This is a genomic window from Sulfitobacter sp. SK012, from assembly GCF_003352085.1.
GTDB lineage: Bacteria > Pseudomonadota > Alphaproteobacteria > Rhodobacterales > Rhodobacteraceae > Sulfitobacter.
The window spans coordinates 189720-208340 of sequence record NZ_CP025804.1; the positions used below are offsets into that span (position 1 = coordinate 189720).

The 18621-nt window shown below is 54.0% G+C and carries 20 protein-coding genes; 17 read left to right on the forward strand and 3 right to left on the reverse strand.

All coding sequences use genetic code 11. The features are described 5' to 3' along the window. Positions 1–13: 13 nt before the first annotated feature. Together C1J03_RS00905 and C1J03_RS00910 are read left to right on the forward strand one after the other, a co-directional pair. Positions 14–253: a hypothetical protein gene (locus tag C1J03_RS00905; protein WP_114882785.1), complete on the forward strand. Its 240-nt coding sequence runs from the start codon at positions 14–16 to the stop codon at positions 251–253. Next, a complete protein-coding gene (locus C1J03_RS00910; RefSeq protein ID WP_114882787.1) occupies positions 250–1209 on the forward strand; it encodes a D-2-hydroxyacid dehydrogenase family protein in 960 nt (319 codons plus the stop codon). The genes C1J03_RS00905 and C1J03_RS00910 overlap by 4 nt, the downstream gene beginning before the upstream one ends. Here C1J03_RS00910 and C1J03_RS00915 read toward each other — a convergent pair. Together C1J03_RS00915 and C1J03_RS00920 are read right to left on the reverse strand one after the other, a co-directional pair. Continuing rightward, on the reverse strand, positions 1196–2215 hold the full coding sequence (locus C1J03_RS00915; protein ID WP_114882789.1) for an AbrB family transcriptional regulator: 1020 nt from the start codon (positions 2213–2215) through the stop codon (positions 1196–1198). The genes C1J03_RS00910 and C1J03_RS00915 overlap by 14 nt on opposite strands. Beyond that, complete coding sequence (locus C1J03_RS00920; RefSeq protein WP_254694148.1) at positions 2212–2856, reverse strand: GntR family transcriptional regulator; 645 nt, start codon at positions 2854–2856, stop codon at positions 2212–2214. Before C1J03_RS00920 ends, C1J03_RS00915 begins: the two co-directional genes overlap by 4 nt. A 61-nt stretch (positions 2857–2917) precedes the next feature. Here C1J03_RS00920 and tcuA point away from each other — a divergent pair, with 61 nt between their 5' ends. From tcuA to C1J03_RS00965, 10 genes are all read left to right on the forward strand, one after another. Continuing rightward, positions 2918–4390, forward strand: a complete 1473-nt coding sequence (tcuA, locus tag C1J03_RS00925) for an FAD-dependent tricarballylate dehydrogenase TcuA (RefSeq protein WP_114882791.1) — start codon at positions 2918–2920, stop codon at positions 4388–4390. Between the two features lie 372 nt (positions 4391–4762). Continuing rightward, positions 4763–4939, forward strand: coding sequence for a hypothetical protein (locus tag C1J03_RS25195; RefSeq protein WP_162798422.1), 177 nt, complete (start codon positions 4763–4765; stop codon positions 4937–4939). Beyond that, the gene (gene hemP, locus C1J03_RS00930; protein WP_114882793.1) at positions 4939–5106 is read left to right on the forward strand and encodes a hemin uptake protein HemP; all 168 of its coding nucleotides are present in this window, start codon (positions 4939–4941) and stop codon (positions 5104–5106) included. Before C1J03_RS25195 ends, hemP begins: the two co-directional genes overlap by 1 nt. After that, positions 5103–5594, forward strand: a complete 492-nt coding sequence (locus tag C1J03_RS00935) for a hypothetical protein (RefSeq protein ID WP_114882795.1) — start codon at positions 5103–5105, stop codon at positions 5592–5594. Before hemP ends, C1J03_RS00935 begins: the two co-directional genes overlap by 4 nt. A gap of 11 nt (positions 5595–5605) precedes the next feature. Beyond that, positions 5606–6868 carry an imelysin family protein gene (locus C1J03_RS00940; RefSeq protein WP_114882797.1) on the forward strand — a complete coding sequence of 421 codons (1263 nt, stop codon included), beginning with the start codon at positions 5606–5608 and terminating at the stop codon, positions 6866–6868. Positions 6869–6912: 44 nt separating this feature from the next. Continuing rightward, a complete protein-coding gene (locus C1J03_RS00945) occupies positions 6913–7221 on the forward strand; it encodes a (2Fe-2S)-binding protein (protein ID WP_114882799.1) in 309 nt (102 codons plus the stop codon). Continuing rightward, complete coding sequence (gene bfr / locus C1J03_RS00950; protein ID WP_114882801.1) at positions 7154–7639, forward strand: bacterioferritin; 486 nt, start codon at positions 7154–7156, stop codon at positions 7637–7639. The genes C1J03_RS00945 and bfr overlap by 68 nt, the downstream gene beginning before the upstream one ends. After that, positions 7626–9152: a di-heme oxidoreductase family protein gene (locus C1J03_RS00955; RefSeq protein ID WP_114882803.1), complete on the forward strand. Its 1527-nt coding sequence runs from the start codon at positions 7626–7628 to the stop codon at positions 9150–9152. The genes bfr and C1J03_RS00955 overlap by 14 nt, the downstream gene beginning before the upstream one ends. Then, positions 9149–10165 (forward strand): imelysin family protein, encoded by a 1017-nt coding sequence (locus C1J03_RS00960; RefSeq protein WP_114882806.1) that lies wholly within the window; start codon positions 9149–9151, stop codon positions 10163–10165. The genes C1J03_RS00955 and C1J03_RS00960 overlap by 4 nt, the downstream gene beginning before the upstream one ends. 2 nt (positions 10166–10167) lie before the next feature. Continuing rightward, positions 10168–11265 carry a DUF1513 domain-containing protein gene (locus C1J03_RS00965; RefSeq protein ID WP_254694149.1) on the forward strand — a complete coding sequence of 366 codons (1098 nt, stop codon included), beginning with the start codon at positions 10168–10170 and terminating at the stop codon, positions 11263–11265. Between the two features lie 130 nt (positions 11266–11395). On the opposite strand, the gene C1J03_RS00970 is transcribed toward C1J03_RS00965, so the two are convergent. Continuing rightward, positions 11396–11791, reverse strand: coding sequence for an MAPEG family protein (locus tag C1J03_RS00970; RefSeq protein WP_114882808.1), 396 nt, complete (start codon positions 11789–11791; stop codon positions 11396–11398). A 107-nt stretch (positions 11792–11898) separates the two neighbouring features. On the opposite strand from C1J03_RS00970, the gene C1J03_RS00975 reads away from it, so the two are divergent. The 5 genes from C1J03_RS00975 to C1J03_RS00995 all read left to right on the forward strand — a co-directional run bounded on the left by C1J03_RS00975 (position 11899) and on the right by C1J03_RS00995 (position 18616). Further along, positions 11899–12489, forward strand: coding sequence for a TetR/AcrR family transcriptional regulator (locus C1J03_RS00975; RefSeq protein ID WP_114882810.1), 591 nt, complete (start codon positions 11899–11901; stop codon positions 12487–12489). Between the two features lie 699 nt (positions 12490–13188). Continuing rightward, positions 13189–14154 carry a formylglycine-generating enzyme family protein gene (locus C1J03_RS00980; RefSeq protein ID WP_254694150.1) on the forward strand — a complete coding sequence of 322 codons (966 nt, stop codon included), beginning with the start codon at positions 13189–13191 and terminating at the stop codon, positions 14152–14154. 1 nt (position 14155) lies between these two features. Further along, positions 14156–15766 carry an arylsulfatase gene (locus tag C1J03_RS00985; RefSeq protein ID WP_254694151.1) on the forward strand — a complete coding sequence of 537 codons (1611 nt, stop codon included), beginning with the start codon at positions 14156–14158 and terminating at the stop codon, positions 15764–15766. A 68-nt stretch (positions 15767–15834) separates the two neighbouring features. Continuing rightward, the gene (locus tag C1J03_RS00990) at positions 15835–17514 is read left to right on the forward strand and encodes an alkaline phosphatase family protein (RefSeq protein WP_114882814.1); all 1680 of its coding nucleotides are present in this window, start codon (positions 15835–15837) and stop codon (positions 17512–17514) included. Positions 17515–17656: 142 nt separating this feature from the next. After that, positions 17657–18616 (forward strand): AAA family ATPase, encoded by a 960-nt coding sequence (locus C1J03_RS00995; protein WP_254694152.1) that lies wholly within the window; start codon positions 17657–17659, stop codon positions 18614–18616. The last annotated feature ends 5 nt before the right edge of the window (positions 18617–18621 follow it).

Here is an 18621-nt window from a genome sequence, read left to right on the forward strand (position 1 = left end):
CTAAGGGGACACCATGATAGAGTCTTTTGAAAAGCGAATTGCCGTTGCCCGTACCGCTTTGATGCGTGCTAGCCGTTTGTTGCAAGACGAAATCCGGAATTATCCAACGCCGATATCTGGCTGCGATGCTCAATTCAATCACCTGCTCGGCGAGCGTCAGAAAGTTAGTGCGGCTTTGCGAAATTTGGACACGGCTGTGTTTGTTCCTACACCGCGCAGCCCAACTCAAGTGGCGGGGATTGAAAGTCGTTGAAGGTACATATTCTGGACGATTGGTTCGATACGCTGCGCGGCCTTCGGTGCTTTGAGAAGTTGGCGGGCCACGACGTTACCGTTTGGACCGACCATGAACCCAACCCCGAAAAACTGGCCAAGCGGATCGCAGAGGCGGAATGTTTGGTGCTGTTTCGCGAACGCACAAAAGTCGGCCCAGCGTTGTTGAGGCGCTTGCCTAACCTCAAATTGATTTCGCAGCGCAGCGTCTATCCGCATATCGACGTGGATGCCTGTACGGCCAACGGGGTGATGCTGTGTTCAAATATGCACGGCGGGGTGCCGTCCTATGCGGCGGCTGAAATGACGCTCGGGCTGATGCTAGCCAGCTATCGCCAGATCCCTCAGCAGGCTGCATCATTGGCAGCAGGCACATGGCAGATGGGTGTAGGTCGTACATTGCGCGGCCGGACGCTTGGTCTTTATGGATATGGCCGGATCGCTGGGGCGGTTGCAGGTTACGCTGAAGCGTTGGGGATGAAGGTGCAGTGGTGGTCCTCAGAGGCAGGGCGTGCGCGGGCATTGGCAGACGGCGTAAACGTTGCTGAGAGCCGAGCTGCGTTCTTTGAAACAAGCGATATTGTCAGTCTGCATGTGCGCCTTAAGCCCGAGACGCGAGGCATTATTACCGCGCATGATTTGGCTGGGATGCAGCCGCTTAGCTTGCTGGTGAACACCTCGCGGTCAGGGTTGATCGAACCTGGCGTGCTAGAGGCCGAAATTGGACAGGGTCGCATTCATGCAACCGTCGATGTTTTTGATCATGAGCCGATGGTGGACTGTGGCAACATCCTTGCGACCCATCCCAATGTGCTGGCCACGCCGCATATTGGATATGTGACAGAAGATGAATTTGACCTGCAGTTCGGCGATATCTTTGATCAGGTGAATGCCTACGCGCAAGGCAACCCGATCCATGTGATCAACCCTGCCTAAATAGCCGAGCAAAGATCGGGGCTCCTAAAATTACCAAGAATATGCGCAAGACATGATGTGCAATTACAAAGGCCATGTCGGCACCGACCACCAAGGCAAGCACCGTCAATTCGGCCTGACCGCCAGGGGCGAAGGCCAGCAGTGTTTCCATCTGAGGCGCGAGCCCTGCGACGTAAATGCCTTCGACAAAGATCAGCGTAAGCACGATGAGGATGCCGCAAAAACCTGCGCCGGCAACCAGATCGCGTCGGATTTCCTCCATGGTGATCCCGACATATTGCACACCAACGCCCATCCCGATGAAGAACTGGGCGGCCCAGATCGCTTCGGCCGGGGGGCGGTAATGCAGAACGCCGGTAAGCGCAGCAATCGCGGCAAGGATCAAGGGCCCTAGGATCGAAGCGCCAAACATGCCCAAACGCTTGGCAATCTGCCAACCGCCGATAGCACAGACGACCATCACCAGCATCTCGCGTATTGGGATGTCGGCAGCGGGGGCTCCGGGTGGCGTGCTGAGATCTGCGTCCCAGATCCAGTGAAGTAGAAACGGTAGGGCGATCACAATGACCAGCACACGGGTCACATGGATCAGCGATAGCGTGCGCACATTTGCCCCGGCTTCTTGTCCGAAGACGATCATGTCTTGGAGCCCGCCGGGCATCGCCGCGTAGTAGCTGGTCGGAAAGTCATACCCCCAAACGCGCTGAAAATAGGGCACACCCAACAGTCCAATGCACAGCGTCATCAGTGGGATCAACAGGAGCGTTGGCCACATACCAGCCATCGAGATCAGCAATGCAGAGGTAAATGTCGCGCCGACGGCGACGCCCAAAATGGTCCGCATCGTTTCGTTTAATTTCTTGATGCCGCGCATTGGCACACCCAAGAGCGCGGCGATTAGGCAGGCAACGACAGGACCCAAAAGCCAGGGCAGAGGCAGGTCAACTAATCTGAAGGCCCCAACACCGCCAAGTGCGATGGCAAAGGTTATTGCGACCCGGATCATCCGCGCATGATCTTAAGCCGGTGGCGGAGCGAGGTTTGAAGATGGGCTTCTGCGCTGGCCCCCGCGGCCTCTATATCGCCGGCGCGGATCGCATCGATAATGTCGCGGTGCTGCTGGGTGACAATTTGAATGCGCGCATCATCGGTCATGGTGGTGGGGCCCAGCAACAGAAGTGCGTTGTTCAGTCCGCGGGCTGACTCCACCAAGAAGCGGTTGCGCGTCGCGAGGTAGATACCACGGTGAAATTTCTGGTTGATCGTAGCGGCAAGATTTGGAGCTTTGGCGGCCCCAAAGGTCGTGTTGATATTCTCCAATTCGTCGGTCTCGGCGTCCGTGGCATGCTTGGCGGCCATTTCTGCGGCGGTGCGTTCAAGGACCACGCGCATCTCGTATAACTCGACAACTTCGCCTTGGGACAGTGTACGGATCACTGCTCCGATACGGGGACGATGCTCGACGATACCATCTGCCTCAAGCTTGCGTAGGGCCTCGCGGATAGGGGTGCGGGAAAACGACAGTTGTTCGGAAATCTCGACCTCGCGCAGGCGGTCGCCGGGTCGAAACACGCCGTCGCGGATCGAGGATAGAAGTCGCGCGTATGCGATGTCCCCTTGCGACATGTCTTGCGTATCGCTGGTCAAATTATCACTTCCTTTATTGTATCCAGTTGGATACATAGCATGTACATCAAGGAGAACGCCCATGTCAAATAAGGTCATCATTGTCGGATCAGGTAATGCAGCTATGTGCGCTGGCATCGCAGCGTTAGAAGGCGGGGCAGACGTGCTGATGCTGGAAAAAGCAGACGAGGCCCTTGCCGGGGGCAACACCAAATACACCGCTGGTGCGATGCGGTTTGCCTATGATGACGGTGCCGCGCTCATGCCGCTGTTGCGTGACCCTGATGATGCCCGGCTGCCTGATACGGATTTTGGCAGTTACACGGCGCAGAAATTTGGCGAAGATTTGTTAGGGTTCAACGAAGGACGCGACCTGTCAGAAGAGCAGGTCAAATTAATCGAGCAATCGGGCGATGTCATGCGTTGGCTGGCGCAGCAGGGCGTGACATTCGAGCCGATCTACAGCCGTCAGAGTTTTGAAAAAGACGGCAAGCACGTGTTCTGGGGTGGCCTAACGCTCGCTGCCTTGGATGAGGGCGTGGGGCTGTTTGAGATGGAGCTTGCTGCGTTTGAGCGACTGGGTGGCCGTATTCGCTACGAAGCTGGTGTGACTGGGTTGGCTCACGAAAATGGCAATGTGACAGGCGTTATGATTGGCGATGAACAGATCATGGCGGATGCAGTGATCCTCGCATCCGGTGGATTTGAGGCTAGCGAAGAGATGCGCGTGAAATACATTGGACCTGATTGGGCGCACGCTAAGGTGCGGGGTACGCCGCATAACACGGGTGACGGTTTGCAGATGGCGCTGGCCGCAGGGGCGATGGAATACGGTCTCTATTCGGGCTGCCATGCAACGCCGATGGACCTCCACATGGCCGATTTCGGTGGACTGCATCTGCCTCCGGGCGAGCGCAAGAACTACCGCAAAATCAGCTACTTCCTTGGTGTGATGTTGAACGCTGAAGGCGAGCGGTTTGTCGACGAGGGTGCAAATTTCCGCAACTACACTTACGCCCAGTTTGGCCGCGCGGTGCTGGAACAACCGGGCCATTTCGCGTGGCAGGTGTTCGACAGCAAAGTGTTTGATCTTCTCTACGGAGAGTACAGCTTTCATGACGCGCATTTTGTCGAGGCGGAGACGTTGGAGGAATTGGCTGATTTGATGCAAGGCGTCGTTGCCAAGGCAGCTGGCGTTACACTAGCGCAGTTCAATGATGCGGTGATGCAGGATGTCGAATTTGACCCAACAGCGCTTGATGGCAAAGGCACGCAAGGGATCGCGTTGCCAAAATCGAACTGGGCGCAGCGGATTGATCAAGCGCCGTACCGCGCTTTTCCGGTAACGGGGGGCATAACCTTTACTTACGGAGGTCTGAAGGTTGATGAAGATGGGTCCGTTTTGTCCACAGAGGGCGCGAAAATCGATGGACTTTATGCCTGTGGAGAGATCGTGGGTGGGGTGTTCTTTGGCGGCTATCCGGGGGGGTCAGGCCTTACTTCTGGCGCGGTATTTGGGCGTGCCGCAGGGCAGGGTGCAGCACGTTCGGGCTGAGGCAAAGAGATGATTCTCATGCGTGGTTTCACGAGCTGGCACGTGCTTTGCGATATCCGCGCGTACGTTGCTTAGGCAAAGCACACAAAACCAAAATATTGTCGAACGAGCGCCGCTATCGCATTCGGAAGCGTCTCTGACACCTAAATCATGATATTTTTATGCTCTGCGCGGCCACAATTGCGAAGCTTGGGGCTCGCCGAATTGTGTTGAAAATTTGTACAATTTATCGCTCCAGCAGTAGAAATTTAATCCCGACTAAAAAAGTCGGGTTGACTTACCATACTAAATTACTCAGATTTGAATTCACATCTAGCCACCCTTCTGACAACGAAGGGAAGCCCGACATTCGTTGATGAGAGGACGGGCCAGATGCGAGATAAAATTGAATTGTTGAAAGACCTGACAAGTGACCGCTGCAAACTTCGGCCAGACAGATCAGAACTTGCTGATGCGCTGAACTTCGGCGGAGCCACGGATGGTTTCAGTATGGAATGGATCATCGACCGATATGAGCAGCATAATCGAAGTGAAAGGGAGCAAGGTTGATGTCCTTTCACTCTGTCAAAGAAATTTCAGCACCTATCAGTACCAGTTTGCCGACATACGCTGCCGAGGATCTGACCAAGAATGGCGATCAGGCTCAGATTGTTCTGGGCACACAAACCTACACCCTGCGGATCACGCGGGCTGGCAAATTGATCTTGACCAAATGACGAGCGCAGAATGCCAACGTGGCGGCACGCCTGTCGGGTTCATTACCGAACTAGGTAGTATAGAAGCGGCATCCGTCATCTATCTACGGCTTTGGTGCAACGGCCCCAATAGCCAGACTGATGTTTTGAAGGACTTTGTATCCAGCTTGGGTGCCAGTCAGGGCGAAAGAGCGATCAATGCCTTTGAAGAGCTTTGCAGGCTGTGCGCGCAATACGGCCGCAGGCCCTTGATGCGTCATACCGTGAACTGCAAATGCCTTGGTGCGGATGAAGCCTGTTTTGCCAACTTCATTTCGGCGGCAACAGACGGAAATCGAAATGATGCCATGTTGATAGCCACGCTCTTGGTCCGCCCAGACGTGGCCCCGCTGATCACCGAACTGGCGGCAAATTTTGGCCTCGCGCTTAGAAGAATGAACCTTTGCGCTCCCAAAGACCTGATGGGCACCGAGCCCATAACCTCATCACAAACGACAACAATTCACTGACAGGACCTTCTATGAAACGCACGATTTTATCCTCTACCGCACTGTTCGTGGCGCTCGCCACACCTGCATTTGCTCTCGAAAAGGCGGATGTTGTAGAGACCTATGCCGATATTGCGGCTGCCAAATATGAGGATAGCCTGATCACGGCGCAGGCCTTGCAAAATTCGGTCGATGCTTTGATTGCAAACCCATCTGCCGAAGCGCTTCAGGCCGCAAAAGAGGCATGGTTGGCAGCAAGAGTGCCTTACCAGCAGACGGAAGTTTATCGTTTTGGGAACGCAATCGTCGATGATTGGGAAGGTAAAGTGAACGCATGGCCACTGGATGAAGGGTTGATCGATTATGTCGATGCGTCCTACGGCGGTCCGTCTGACGAGAACGCATTTGCTGCGCTGAACATCGTGGCAAACCCAATGTTCACACTGTCGGGCAGTGAGATAGACGCAACCGCAATTACACCGGCGCTTTTGTCGGAGACATTGCATGAAGCGGATGGCGTCGAATCCAACGTGGCGACTGGATATCACGCCATCGAATTCTTGCTTTGGGGTCAGGACTTGAATGGCCATGGTGACGGCGCAGGAAATCGCGCTTGGACAGATTATGCGGTGGATGATGCCTGCACGAATGACAATTGTGACCGCCGTGGTGAATATCTGAAAGCCGCAACAGATTTGTTGGTTTCTGACCTTGAATGGATGACTGCACAATGGGCTGACGATGGTGCCGCGCGCGCGGAAGTTGTTTCAAATCCGGATGCTGGACTTGCAGCCATTCTGACGGGCATGGGATCGCTATCTTACGGCGAAACGGCGGGCGAACGCATGCGCCTTGGCTTGATGTTGAACGATCCCGAAGAGGAGCATGATTGCTTTTCTGACAACACCCACAACAGCCACTTCTACGATGGTTTGGGTGTGCAGAATGTCTATCTGGGAGAATATGTCCGTGCTGACGGTACCATCGTTTCCGGACCATCCTTGGCTGATCTGGTGAGCAGCACCGATGAAGCCCTTGATGCAGAAATGCAGCTTAAGCTGAGTGCGACAATGATGGCGCTGGGCCGGATCAAGACGGCAGCTGAGGCAGGCTTTGCTTATGACCAGATGCTGGAACGTGGCAATGAAGCGGGCGAAGCATTGGTCATGGGCGGTGTTAACGGTCTGATTGACCAGACCCGCAGCATCGAGCGTGTCGTCACTGCGCTTGGCCTTGATCAGGTTGCGATTGAAGGATCAGACAGCCTCGATGATCCCGAAGCTGTGTTTCAGTAAATCAAAGGTCTTGTCATCATGGTCAATGCAAAAGGTTGAACCCAATGATAGTTTGTCATTGTCAAAACATCAGCGATCACGACATCAACGCAGCCATTGATTGGATGCGGGCATCGGATGACATGGCCATCATCACCCCAGGCAAAGTTTATCGCGCACTGGGTAAAGCGGCAGATTGCGGCGGCTGCATGTCGCTGTTTCTGTCTACCATGCGATCAAACAACAATCTGGAAGTCCCCATGCACCTGCGAAATCTAAGATCCGCAGCAACACAGGAAAACCAACATGAACGGCGACAAGAAAGTTATCGAGTACCTCAACGACGCGCTGCGCAGCGAATTGACGGCAGTTAGCCAGTATTGGCTGCACTACCGGATGCAAGAAGACTGGGGTCTTGGCCACATGGCCAAAAAATCCCGCGAAGAAAGCATCGAAGAAATGAACCATGCGGACAAGATTATCACCCGCATCCTGTTTCTGGGAGGCCATCCAAACCTGCAAAAACTGGACCCACTCCGGATTGGCCAGACACCAAAAGAGACGCTGGAATGCGACTTGGCATCAGAGCACGATGCGCGCGATTTGTATCTCGAAGCGCGCAAACATTGCGAAGCTGTCGGTGATTTCGTGACCAAGAACATCTTCGAGGAACTGATCACGGATGAGGAGGGGCATATCGACTTCCTTGAAACGCAGCTCGACCTTGTGGCGAAACTAGGTGATGAAAAGTATGCCCTGCTCAATGCAACGAAAATGGATGAAGCCGAGTAAATTCATCCTCGCGGCGGCCCTTTTGGGATCCGCCGCTTTCGCCGACGGTGGCGGTGTTATTCTAGGCGACCTGCATTTGAACGTCGTTCCTAGAACGGTCGCCGAAGCTGCGCGAATTGCTGGTGCAACGGCGCTAGCGACTGATTTTTCCAAGCCATCACGTTTTGAAGAACGCTCCGCCGGGGCCGCAACTGTTCGGGTGTTGAAATCCGCAGACGCCTTTTCGCAACCCTCCGACAACATCAGTTTTGAGGATGAGCTGGACTTCAAAGTCGGCAACGGGCTTTTTCGCAAGCTTTGGGTGTCGTCGCCGTCCTCGACACTTGCGTCCGATGGGTTGGGTCCGCTTTACAATGCGCGGTCTTGTCAGCGATGTCACATCAAAGATGGGCGGGGGCATCCGCCTGAGGGGCCGGACGACAATTCAATATCGATGTTTTTGCGCGTGTCCATTCCAGGAAATCCTGAGGATGCAGTAGCTGAGATTGAAGGTTACCTGGCAACTCTGCCAGAGCCGAATTATGGCAGTCAGCTGCAAGATTTTGCGATTCAGGGGTACGTCGCTGAATACGCGCTTGAGATTACCTATGAAGAAGAGATCCTTACCCTTGCTGAGGGACAAACAGTATCCCTGCGCCACCCGACCTATGCCGCGGGAAACCTTGGCTATGGACCGCTGCACCCTGACGCGATGTTAAGCCCGCGCGTTGCACCGCAGATGATCGGCATGGGGCTATTGGAGGCGATACCCGCCGCGGATATTCTTGCTGGAACGGACCCCGAAGATGCGGATGGCGATGGGATATCTGGCCGTGCAAATATTGTGTGGTCAGCAGTGCATGATCAGCCGATGTTGGGGCGTTTTGGGTTAAAGGCCGGCAGTCCTACGGTTCAAGAACAGAGCGCGTCTGCGTTTCTTGGGGACATCGGTATTTCCAGCCCGATCTTTACCGCGGGGGCCGGAGAGTGCACGGATCTGCAAACTGATTGCCAGACTGCCATTCACGGTGATGGCGACGATCGTGGAACTGAGATTGATGCATTGGGTCTGGAGCTGGTGACATTCTATAGCCGCAACCTTGGCGTTCCTGCCCGTCGAAACGTGGGTGATGCTCAGGTGCTGCGCGGCAAGGAGTTGTTTTATGATACGGGCTGCACCGCTTGCCACAAGCCAAGCTTTGTAACGCACCGATTAGAAAATCAACCTGAGCAGAGTTTTCAATTGATCTGGCCCTACACAGACATGTTACTCCATGACATGGGCCCCGGTTTGGCGGACAACCGGCCAGAAGCACGCGCAACGGGTCAGGAATGGCGCACGCCACCGCTCTGGGGTATCGGCCTGACCGAGCAGGTGAGTGGACACACTTACTTCTTGCATGACGGTCGCGCGCGATCCTTGCTGGAGGCGGTGATGTGGCACGGCGGTGAGGCGCAAGATCAACGCGATGCGGTCATCGAGATGAGCACCGAAGACCGTGACGCCATTATCTCGTTTTTGGAGAGTCTATGAAACGTTTCTTAATGCCGCTCGCTCTAGCGCTGTGTCCTGTCACTGTGTTGGCGGATGGCAACGATCCAGTCATTGATGAAATCGTCACAGCGCATATTTTGCCCCGATTTGAGGCGCTTGCACAGCAATCTGCAACATTGGCAGAAGCTGCGCAGGCGGACTGTTCACCGGGATCAGATCCACTGAGGGTGGCATTTTTGAGTGCATTCGACGCTTGGGTGTCGGTCAGTCATTTGCGGTTTGGACCAACAGAGATTGAGGACCGTGGCTTTGCCCTCGCCTTTTGGCCGGACAGCCGAGGCAAAACCCCAAGAGCGCTGGGCAAGCTGATCATGGATCAAGACCCGATAGGACTGGGTGTTGAGGATTATGCTGATATGTCCATCGCCGCGCGGGGTTTTTATGCGTTGGAGTTCTTGCTTTTCGATGAGGCGCTCAGCACTGCGGGAGGCGATGCCTATCGCTGCCGCTTACTCCAAACAATTGCAGCAGACACTGCTGATATGACATCGGATATATGGGATGGCTGGCCGGGCGACTACGCCGAACGGCTGTTGAATCCTTCAATTGAGGGCACATATCGGTCGGACGAAGAAGTGCTTCAGGAGCTCTTAAAAGCGACGTCGACCGGGCTAGAGTTCACCGCAGAGAGCCGGCTTGGGCGGCCTATGGGAACCTTCGAAAAACCGCGGCCCACTCGTGCCGAAGCTTGGCGTTCCGGGCAATCGGCGCATCATGTTTCCCTGAGCCTTGCCGTGACCCGCGATCTTGCGGTTCGGTTGGCGGGCGATGATGCCGAATTGGTTTCTGATTTGAACGGTGCCTTTGGTCGCGCCCAGCAGCAATTGGCAGATTTAGACGACCCGATCTTTGCGAGTGTTGTCCAGCCGCAAGGTCGCCTGAAAATCGAGGTTGTTCAGCAGTCAATCAACACCGCTCGCACTATCATCCAAGATAGGCTTGGTCCGAAACTTGGGGTGGCCGCTGGCTTTAACGCGCTGGACGGAGACTAGTTGTGACCGCTTCGATCCCAAACAGGCGGGGTTTCCTTGCGGGACTGGCCGCAGCAAGTTTGATCCCGCACCCCACATGGGCAGATGCTGGATCGCCCGCTTATTTGTCTGCGGCAGCGACGCAGGATGGATCTTATTTACTGTGCGGCATTGCGGCGGATTTGACCGTGCTGTTCCAGATCCCTTTGCCAGATCGAGGCCATGCCGCGGCTGCGCACCCCAGTAAGCCGGAGGTCGTCGCCTTTGCCCGTAGACCAGGTACGTTTGCCGTCGTGATTGATTGCACAACCCAAACAGAAACGGCGCGATTGATGGCTCCACTCGGTCGCCATTTTTATGGACACGGCGCGTTTTCAGAAGACGGCAATTGGCTGTTTACGACAGAGAACGACTATGAGGCAGGGCAGGGATGTATCGGCGTTTGGGATGTGGCGGCTGGTTATGTTCGATCGGCGGAATTTCCAAGCGGTGGTATCGGACCACATGATATCAAGCGCCTGCCGGGCACGGATACGCTGGTTATCGCCAATGGTGGGATCGACACGCACCCAGATAGCGGCCGCACCAAGCTCAACATTGCGACGATGAGGCCAAACCTTACTTATGTTGATGCAGGCGTGGTGATTGAGACCGCCGAACTTGCTCCTGATCTGCAAAAGAACTCGATCCGCCATCTGGCGGTATCTGCAAAGGGAATGGTCGCCTTTGGGATGCAATGGCAGGGGGACACTGATGTCATTGGGCTGGTTGGAACACACCGAATGGGGCAATCAGTCCGCATCCTGCAAGCGCCGCAGGAACAGGTCCGATCGATGCAGGGGTATGTGGGTAGCATTGCGTTCAAGGCAGATGACAAAACTGTCGCGGCGACGTCGCCGCGTGGCGGATCTGTGCATATGTTCAACGCCGAAACGGGAGGTTTCAGCCATTCACATCACTTGGTGGACGTAAGTGGGGTCGCGCCGAATGAGGATGGTTTTGTTATTACTTCCGGTTTGGGTGTCCTCCAGAAAATTGGGAACCGCACGAAGCCTTTGAGGGCACAGCAAGACCTGCTCTGGGACAATCATCTTATTGCTGTCGAAACTGCCAAGTTATGACTATTCGACCAAAGATAGATACGCAGCGTACCTGGAAGCCAAAGCGGCGTTTGACCGGCCTTACATTTTTAGATCGCAAGGCCGGCTTTTGCTAAACAAGAGTTGCTGAAACGCTGTCATCGCTCCGCTATTAGCCGAACAAAATGCCAAGACCAAAGATGACAAGGCAGATAAATCCGACATTCCAAACAAGCGTCCGCAATCCGTTGATCCCTGCTGCATAGATGACGGCATAGGCTATTCTTGCGATGATAAAAATGACGGCGCTCCACTGCGTCATGGAGTTGGAAATCCCCAGTTGAGCGGCGATCAAAACAAACGGAGCAAAGATGACGGCGGCCTCGATGCTATTGCCCAAAACGCGCGCCAGCCGACCACCAAGGGCGCTCTGTGCTGTGGGCGATGTGTCTCGATTCCCCATCACATAGGCCATGCCATTAGTCTTGGCCAAAACCATAGCCTGAGCCAAGATGATGGCTAGGAGAGTTGCGCAAAACGCGAAAAGTGAGGTCAATTCTGCTGTCATTGTTCTACCTTAAATATATCTACGGACTCGATATTGTATCGGCCAGTACAAATGGATATCTAGTAAGATAGGTCAAAATGCAATAATTTTGTTTGGAGCGGTACAAAATGTCACGAACTAGGGGATTTGATGACGAAAAAGTACGAAATGCGATTGTGCAGGTGTTTTGGGAGCGTGGATACGAGGCGACAAACCTAAGCCAGCTTGAGGCCGCAACGTCGCTGGTTAGGACCAGCTTGTATAATGCGTTTGGCAATAAGTCTGATATGTTTGCTCAGGCTCTGCAGCAGTACCACGCGATGATCGAACAGCTTTTTGAAGAAATGACGCGTGATAAGAGCGCCGAGGCTTTGTTGGGTGTTTTTGAAGCGCTGATGGAGCAAACCGATGAAGTTTCTGGTTGGCCCGTTGGTTGCCTAATGGTCGGAGCTGCCACGCAAAGCGCCACACTTGAGCAAAGCCACATCGAGATTGTGCGGGCCTACCGCGCGATGCTGGTTACAAAGACCCAAGCGGTGCTTGAGCGCGACCAAAGATTAGGAACTCTTTCAGATGAAATTGACACCGACAGTGCGGCAGAACTGCTGGTGTGTATCATGTGGGGCGCGCTTGTATCTCAGTGCATATCGTCTTCGGAAAACCGCTCAATGGGCGGACTGAAGACACTTCGGCAGGTTCTTTCTGGGTGGGTGATCTAGGGGCCGTAACATATGGGCGAGTGATCGGGTCACTGGAAAAAGGCCACTCTGAAGCGGTTGAATCGAACCCATGCAAGATCTGAGCATCGTCGTCACCCCCTAAGAGCGCTTGCAAAGGCGGACAGAAACGGGCTTGTGCAATGGGTATAAACCTCAGCGGCGGCTCCTCGGTTTTCAGAGGCAATGCGCAGTGAAATGTTCAAATAGAAACCCGGTCGGCACAGTCAGACGATTCGTGTGCGCGGTGATAAACTGATAGTTGCGGGGCCGCTATTTCATTCAGTTTTCATTTCAGGTGGAAGCCGTCACAGAAACAAAGAACAAGTATTGGAGCAGTAATGACGGCGGCTATTCAGCTAGGCGCCCGATAGAATACTGCCGGGACGGCAGGCCATCTTCATTGAGGGGGAAAAGGCTAGAGTAAATCCCATGTCATGCTTTGCTGTTAGTTAGGTAAGTGTCTGATGTTAGTGCAGTGATATGCGCGCGAGGTTAGACCGTTGCCTGCGCAGCGTCCTATGATCAATAAAGCAGACTCCGTGCAATGGGGGATCGAAGGCTGCGCCATTCTTAACCATTGATTCAAGTATTTTTTAATTTCTAATTTCAATGAAGTTCAACGCAGGCGTGCGTTCCCCGCCTTGCATTCCAATGAGTAAGACTTCAAAATTGAGTTCCGTAAACAAGTGCGTGAGGACGATGAATAAGCTCTGCAAACCTCATCAAGATATGAACTGGGTTGAGCCCGGTCACTTCCATATGGGATCGACCGAGCACTATGCTGACGAAGCGCCAGTTCATAAGGTGACGGTGGCCGGTTTCTGGATGGATGCGACGACTGTGACCAACGCGCAGTTTAGCGTATTTGTAGAGGCGACCGGATACGTAACCGTCGCAGAGCGCCCCTTGAATCCCGCAGATTTTCCCGGCGCAGATCCGTTGTTATTGGTCCCGGGATCTTTGGTTTTCAACATGACCGCCGGCCCGGTTGATTTGCGCGATGTATCGAATTGGTGGTCGTATGTGCCGGGTGCGTGCTGGCACCGACCCGAAGGTTTGAACAGCGGAATTGACGGTCGTCTTGATCATCCTGTCGTTCAGATCGCTTTTGAAGATGCCCAAGCCTATGCGACTTGGGTGGGCAAGGAGCTGCCCACTGAAGCGGAATGGGAATACGCCGCGCGCGGCGGTTTGGATGGCAAACCCTATGTCTGGGGGGATGATTTCAAACCGCGCGGTAAAATCATGGCCAAGACTTGGCAGGGCGATTTTCCGTGGCGGAACAAAGCCAAAAAGAAACTCGCTCGGACGGCTCCCGTCGGATCCTATCCCTCTAATGGGTATGGGCTTTACGACATGGCCGGGAATGTGTGGCAGTGGACGACCGATTGGTTTGTGAGCCACCATTCCGAAAAAGAAACAACTTCATGCTGCACTTTGGATAACCCACGCGGACCGTCCGTGAGTGAAAGTTATGATCCGCAACAGCCGAACATCAAGATTCCAAGGAAAGTCGTGAAGGGCGGTTCCTTTCTTTGTGCGCCGAGCTACTGTCGACGGTATCGGCCAGCGGCACGGCATGCGCAGATGATTGACAGCGGCATGAGCCACATCGGATTCCGGTGCATAGAACGAACTAAGTCACTAACTCAGGAGAATTTGTAATATGAGTGATAACCCAATTGAAAAGACAGGCATAAGCCGTCGGCAGATGCTGATGTCGGGTGCTGCTGTCGTAGCTGCGGCAGGCACCGTCACCGGTGTTGCCAAAGAGGCTGTTGCACAAACAGCATCAGGCGATAAGCCGAACATCCTAGTGATCTGGGGTGATGATATCGGCCAGTCCAACATCTCAGCCTACACAAGAGGCTTGATGGGCTACCAAACGCCAAATATCGACCGTGTTGCCACCGAAGGTATGATGTTCACCGATTACTACGGCGAGCAGTCGTGCACCGCGGGCCGGTCTTCCTTCATCACAGGTCAGTCTGTGTTCCGTACGGGCCTTTCCAAGGTTGGTATGCCGGGCGCTTCCGAAGGCATGCAAGTTGAAGATCCAACCATTGCTGGTATTTTGAAAAGCCAGGGCTATGCGACCGGTCAGTTCGGCAAGAACCACCTTGGCGACAAAGATGAAATGCTTCCAACAAACCATGGTTTCGATGAGTTTTTTGGCAACCTTTATCACCTGAATGCCGAAGAAGAGCCTGAGAACGAAGACTACCCACAAGACCCTGCGTTCCGCGAACGCTTTGGTCCACGTGGTGTGATCAAGTCTTCGGCAGACGGCACAATCGAAGACACCGGCCCGCTCACCAAAAAGCGCATGGAAACGGTTGATGACGAAACTACCGCAGCGGCGATCGACTTCATCAAACGCAAGAATGAAGAAGGCGTTCAGTGGTTCTGCTGGTGGAGCGGCACACGCATGCACTTCCGCACGCACGTCAAGGATGAGCTACGCGGCATTTCCGGTCAGGACGAGTATAGCGATGGGATGGTTGAGCATGATATGCACATCGGTCAATTCCTCGCCGTTCTTGATGAACTGGGCATCGCAGACAACACGGTCGTCTTCTATTCAACGGACAACGGTCCGCACATGAACACGTGGCCAGATGCGGCAATGACACCGTTCCGTGGTGAAAAGAACACCAACTGGGAAGGTGGCTGGCGCGTGCCAGCGATGATCCGTTGGCCTGGAAAAATCAAACCAGGTTCCATCTCAAACGAGATCATGCACCATATGGACTGGTTGCCGACTTTCGCTGCGATGGCAGGCGTACCTGACATCAAAGAACAGCTCTTGGAAGGTATCACCGTGGCCGAAGTAGGCGGCGGACGTGACTACAAAGTGCACCTGGATGGCTATAACTCGCTGGCCTATCTGACGGGCGAAGAGGAAACATCACCACGTGATGAGATTTTCTACTTCTCGGATGATGGTGATTTGACTGCACTTCGTTATCAGGACTGGAAGGCGATCTTCCTAGAGCACCGTTACCCACAAACGCTGCGCGCTTGGGCCGAACCATGGACCGAGCTTCGTATCCCGCTGCTCTTTAACTTGCGTCGTGACCCGTATGAACGGGCCAATATCACATCCAACACTTATTGGGATTGGTACATCGACCGTGCATACCTCCTGCTTCCAGCGGCAGATTATGTAGGCAAGTTCCTTGAGACCTTTGGTGAATACCCGCCACGTCAGAAGCCGGGTAGCTTCACGATCGGCGACGCCAAGGACAAGATCTTGTCGACCGCTGGCTCGAAGTAAACCGATGGAAACATGTCCCGCCCCCTTCATCTTAGGGGGCGGGGTATTTGAATTGAGAGCTTTTTGTTATGTCATTTCGATTTCTCTCTGCGGCACTACTGACGGGCGCATTTTGCGTCCCAGCTCAGGCGCAAGAAAAACCAAGGATGGTCCTCCAGATTACTGTTGACCAACTTCGGGGTGACCTGATTGACCGCTTTAGCGCGGGTATGACCGATGACGGCTTCAATTATTTGCTGAAAAATGGCGCGGTGTTTACCAACGCTCATCATAGGCATGCCAATACAGAGACAATCGTGGGCCACACCACGTTGGCAACAGGGGCTGACCCGGCCGTGCATGGGATGATCGCCAACCTTTGGTTCGATCGCAAAGCAGGCACACAATATTACAATGTTCAGGATGCTGATTTCCCCTTGGTTGGGGCGGCGGGCGTCGATGCCAACGCAGAAATCGATCCGACGCAGCGCGCGGCGACCACCGATGGCCGCTCCCCTCGAAACATCATGACGTCAACGATAGGTGACGAGATTGCCATGCACTTCGGACCTGCATCAAAGGTTTTTGGCGTTTCAGTTAAGGACCGCGGTGCCATTGCGATGGCCGGACACGCGGGGCAGGCTTATTGGTTCTCAAAAGCTGAAGGACGTTTTGTCACCAGCTCATTTTACCGCGATGACTACCCTGCTTGGATGGGTGCCTGGCAGGACAAAGGCATGGTCACTTCTTTTGAAAACAAAGAATGGACTTTGCTGCGGCCAACTGCGGATTATCTCTTTGCAGACAGCGATGACCAAGCTTGGGAAACCGACTTGCCCGGTTGGGGACGCACTTTTCCGCATAATTGGGGCGAAACAGATAACCCATATTACACCACCTTTTTGACACTTAGCCCGGCGGGCGATGCAATCACTCTGGATTTTGCAGAAACCTTGATGGTGGAAGAAGGCGTCGGCCAAGACGACGTTCCTGATTATATGTCCGTTAGCTTGTCATCCACCGACTACGTGGGGCACATCTTTGGGCCCTCCAGTCTTGAGGCGGAAGACAACCTCAAGAGATTGGATACTGAACTTGCTGGTTTCTTGGCGTTTGTGGATGAAACTGTTGGGCTCGAGCATACGCTGATCGTTCTGTCTGCCGATCACGGGAGCCCCGAAGCACCTGGATATCTCAAGACCCTCGGTATTCAGGCTGATACATTCGATTTCGCAGATGTTGATACGCAGGCAGGGTTTGCCGCGTTGAAGGATCAGTTCAACATCGCAGCGGATTTGATCCTTAATTTCTCCAACCCCTACGTCTACCTCAATCAACAGGTGATCGCGGACGCTGGACTTGACCCGGTTGAAGTAGAGTTTGCCGTGGCTGAACAGCTGCAGCTCTTGCCGGGCATCCGAATGGCAATCGGCAGTTCGTCTCTCAGAACTGGTGCATTTGCACAAAACAAGATTAGTGATGCGGTGATGGCGAATTTTAACGCTGACCGGTCAGGTGACATTTACGTCGTTTTTGAACCGCATTGGTTTGTGGCTGATTTCGATGGGCTAACCGTTGCATCGGCGCATGGGTCGCCTTGGACCTATGACACTTTTGTGCCTGCCATTTTTGTTGGACCGGGGATTGAACCCAAGCGCGTTGGCAGACGCATATCAACGGTGGATATTGCACCTACGATCGCTTCGTTTATGGGCGCAAAGCCGCCTTCTGGCGCAACGGGTGAACCCCTTCCCGAAGTACTGCCCTGAATTTTAGATACCCTCTTAATCCAAGCATCACGGTGGCAAGCTATGGACGAAACCACTGTGAAACAGACCAAAGAAACAGGAGTGCGGATCATAAATGGCAACTCATGAAAAAGCAGTCGCACCTCAACTGATCGAGGATCTCATGGCACGCATGAGAGCTTCGATTATCGGACAAGAACGCGTTGTCGAGCGATTGGTAATTGGTCTGCTCGCCAACGGAAACCTGCTGGTGGAAGGGCTTCCTGGCCTTGCAAAAACCCGCGCAATCAAATCCTTAGCCAAAAACCTGGAATGCAAGTTTAGCCGCATTCAGTTTACGCCTGACCTTTTGCCAGCCGACGTTACCGGAACAGAAGTGTACCATCAGACGGCTGAGGGTGCTGAATTCCGATTTGATCCAGGCCCAATTTTTGCAAATGTCGTTCTGGCGGATGAAATCAACCGGGCACCGGCAAAAGTTCAATCTGCTTTGCTGGAGGCCATGGAAGAACGACAGGTGACCGTCGCGGGCAAGACGCATAAAATGGAACCACTTTTCATGGTGATGGCCACGCAAAACCCGATTGAACAAGAGGGGACCTATCCGCTGCCCGAAGCACAGATGGACCGGTTTTTGATGCATGTATTGATCACCTATCCGCCTGTCGAGGATGAGGTGAAGGTCATCCGACTGGTGCGCGCAGAGGAAGCGGCAGCCAACCTAGCACCCGGCGAGAAATCGGCCAAAAAGAAGATCGATGCGATCCCCCAAGAAGCTGTTTTTGCTGCGCGTCGGGAAATTGTCGCCATTCACGTGTCAGATGCAATTGAGCGCTACATGGCCGATCTTGTGAATTCGACGCGTATTCCGGAGGCTTATGGGCCCGATCTGAAGCGTTGGATTGAGATTGGTGCAAGCCCGCGGGCATCGCTGGCGTTAGACAAATGCTCCCGCACGCACGCATGGTTAAAGGGCCGGGATTACGTCGACCCACAGGATGTACGTGCGATTGCGCCGGATGTTTTCCGCCATCGTTTAGGGCTCACCTACGAAGCGCAAGGCGAAGGGGTGACGCCAGATATGGTCATCGACGAAATTCTTCGGCAAGTGGCCCTAGCCTAAAGGAA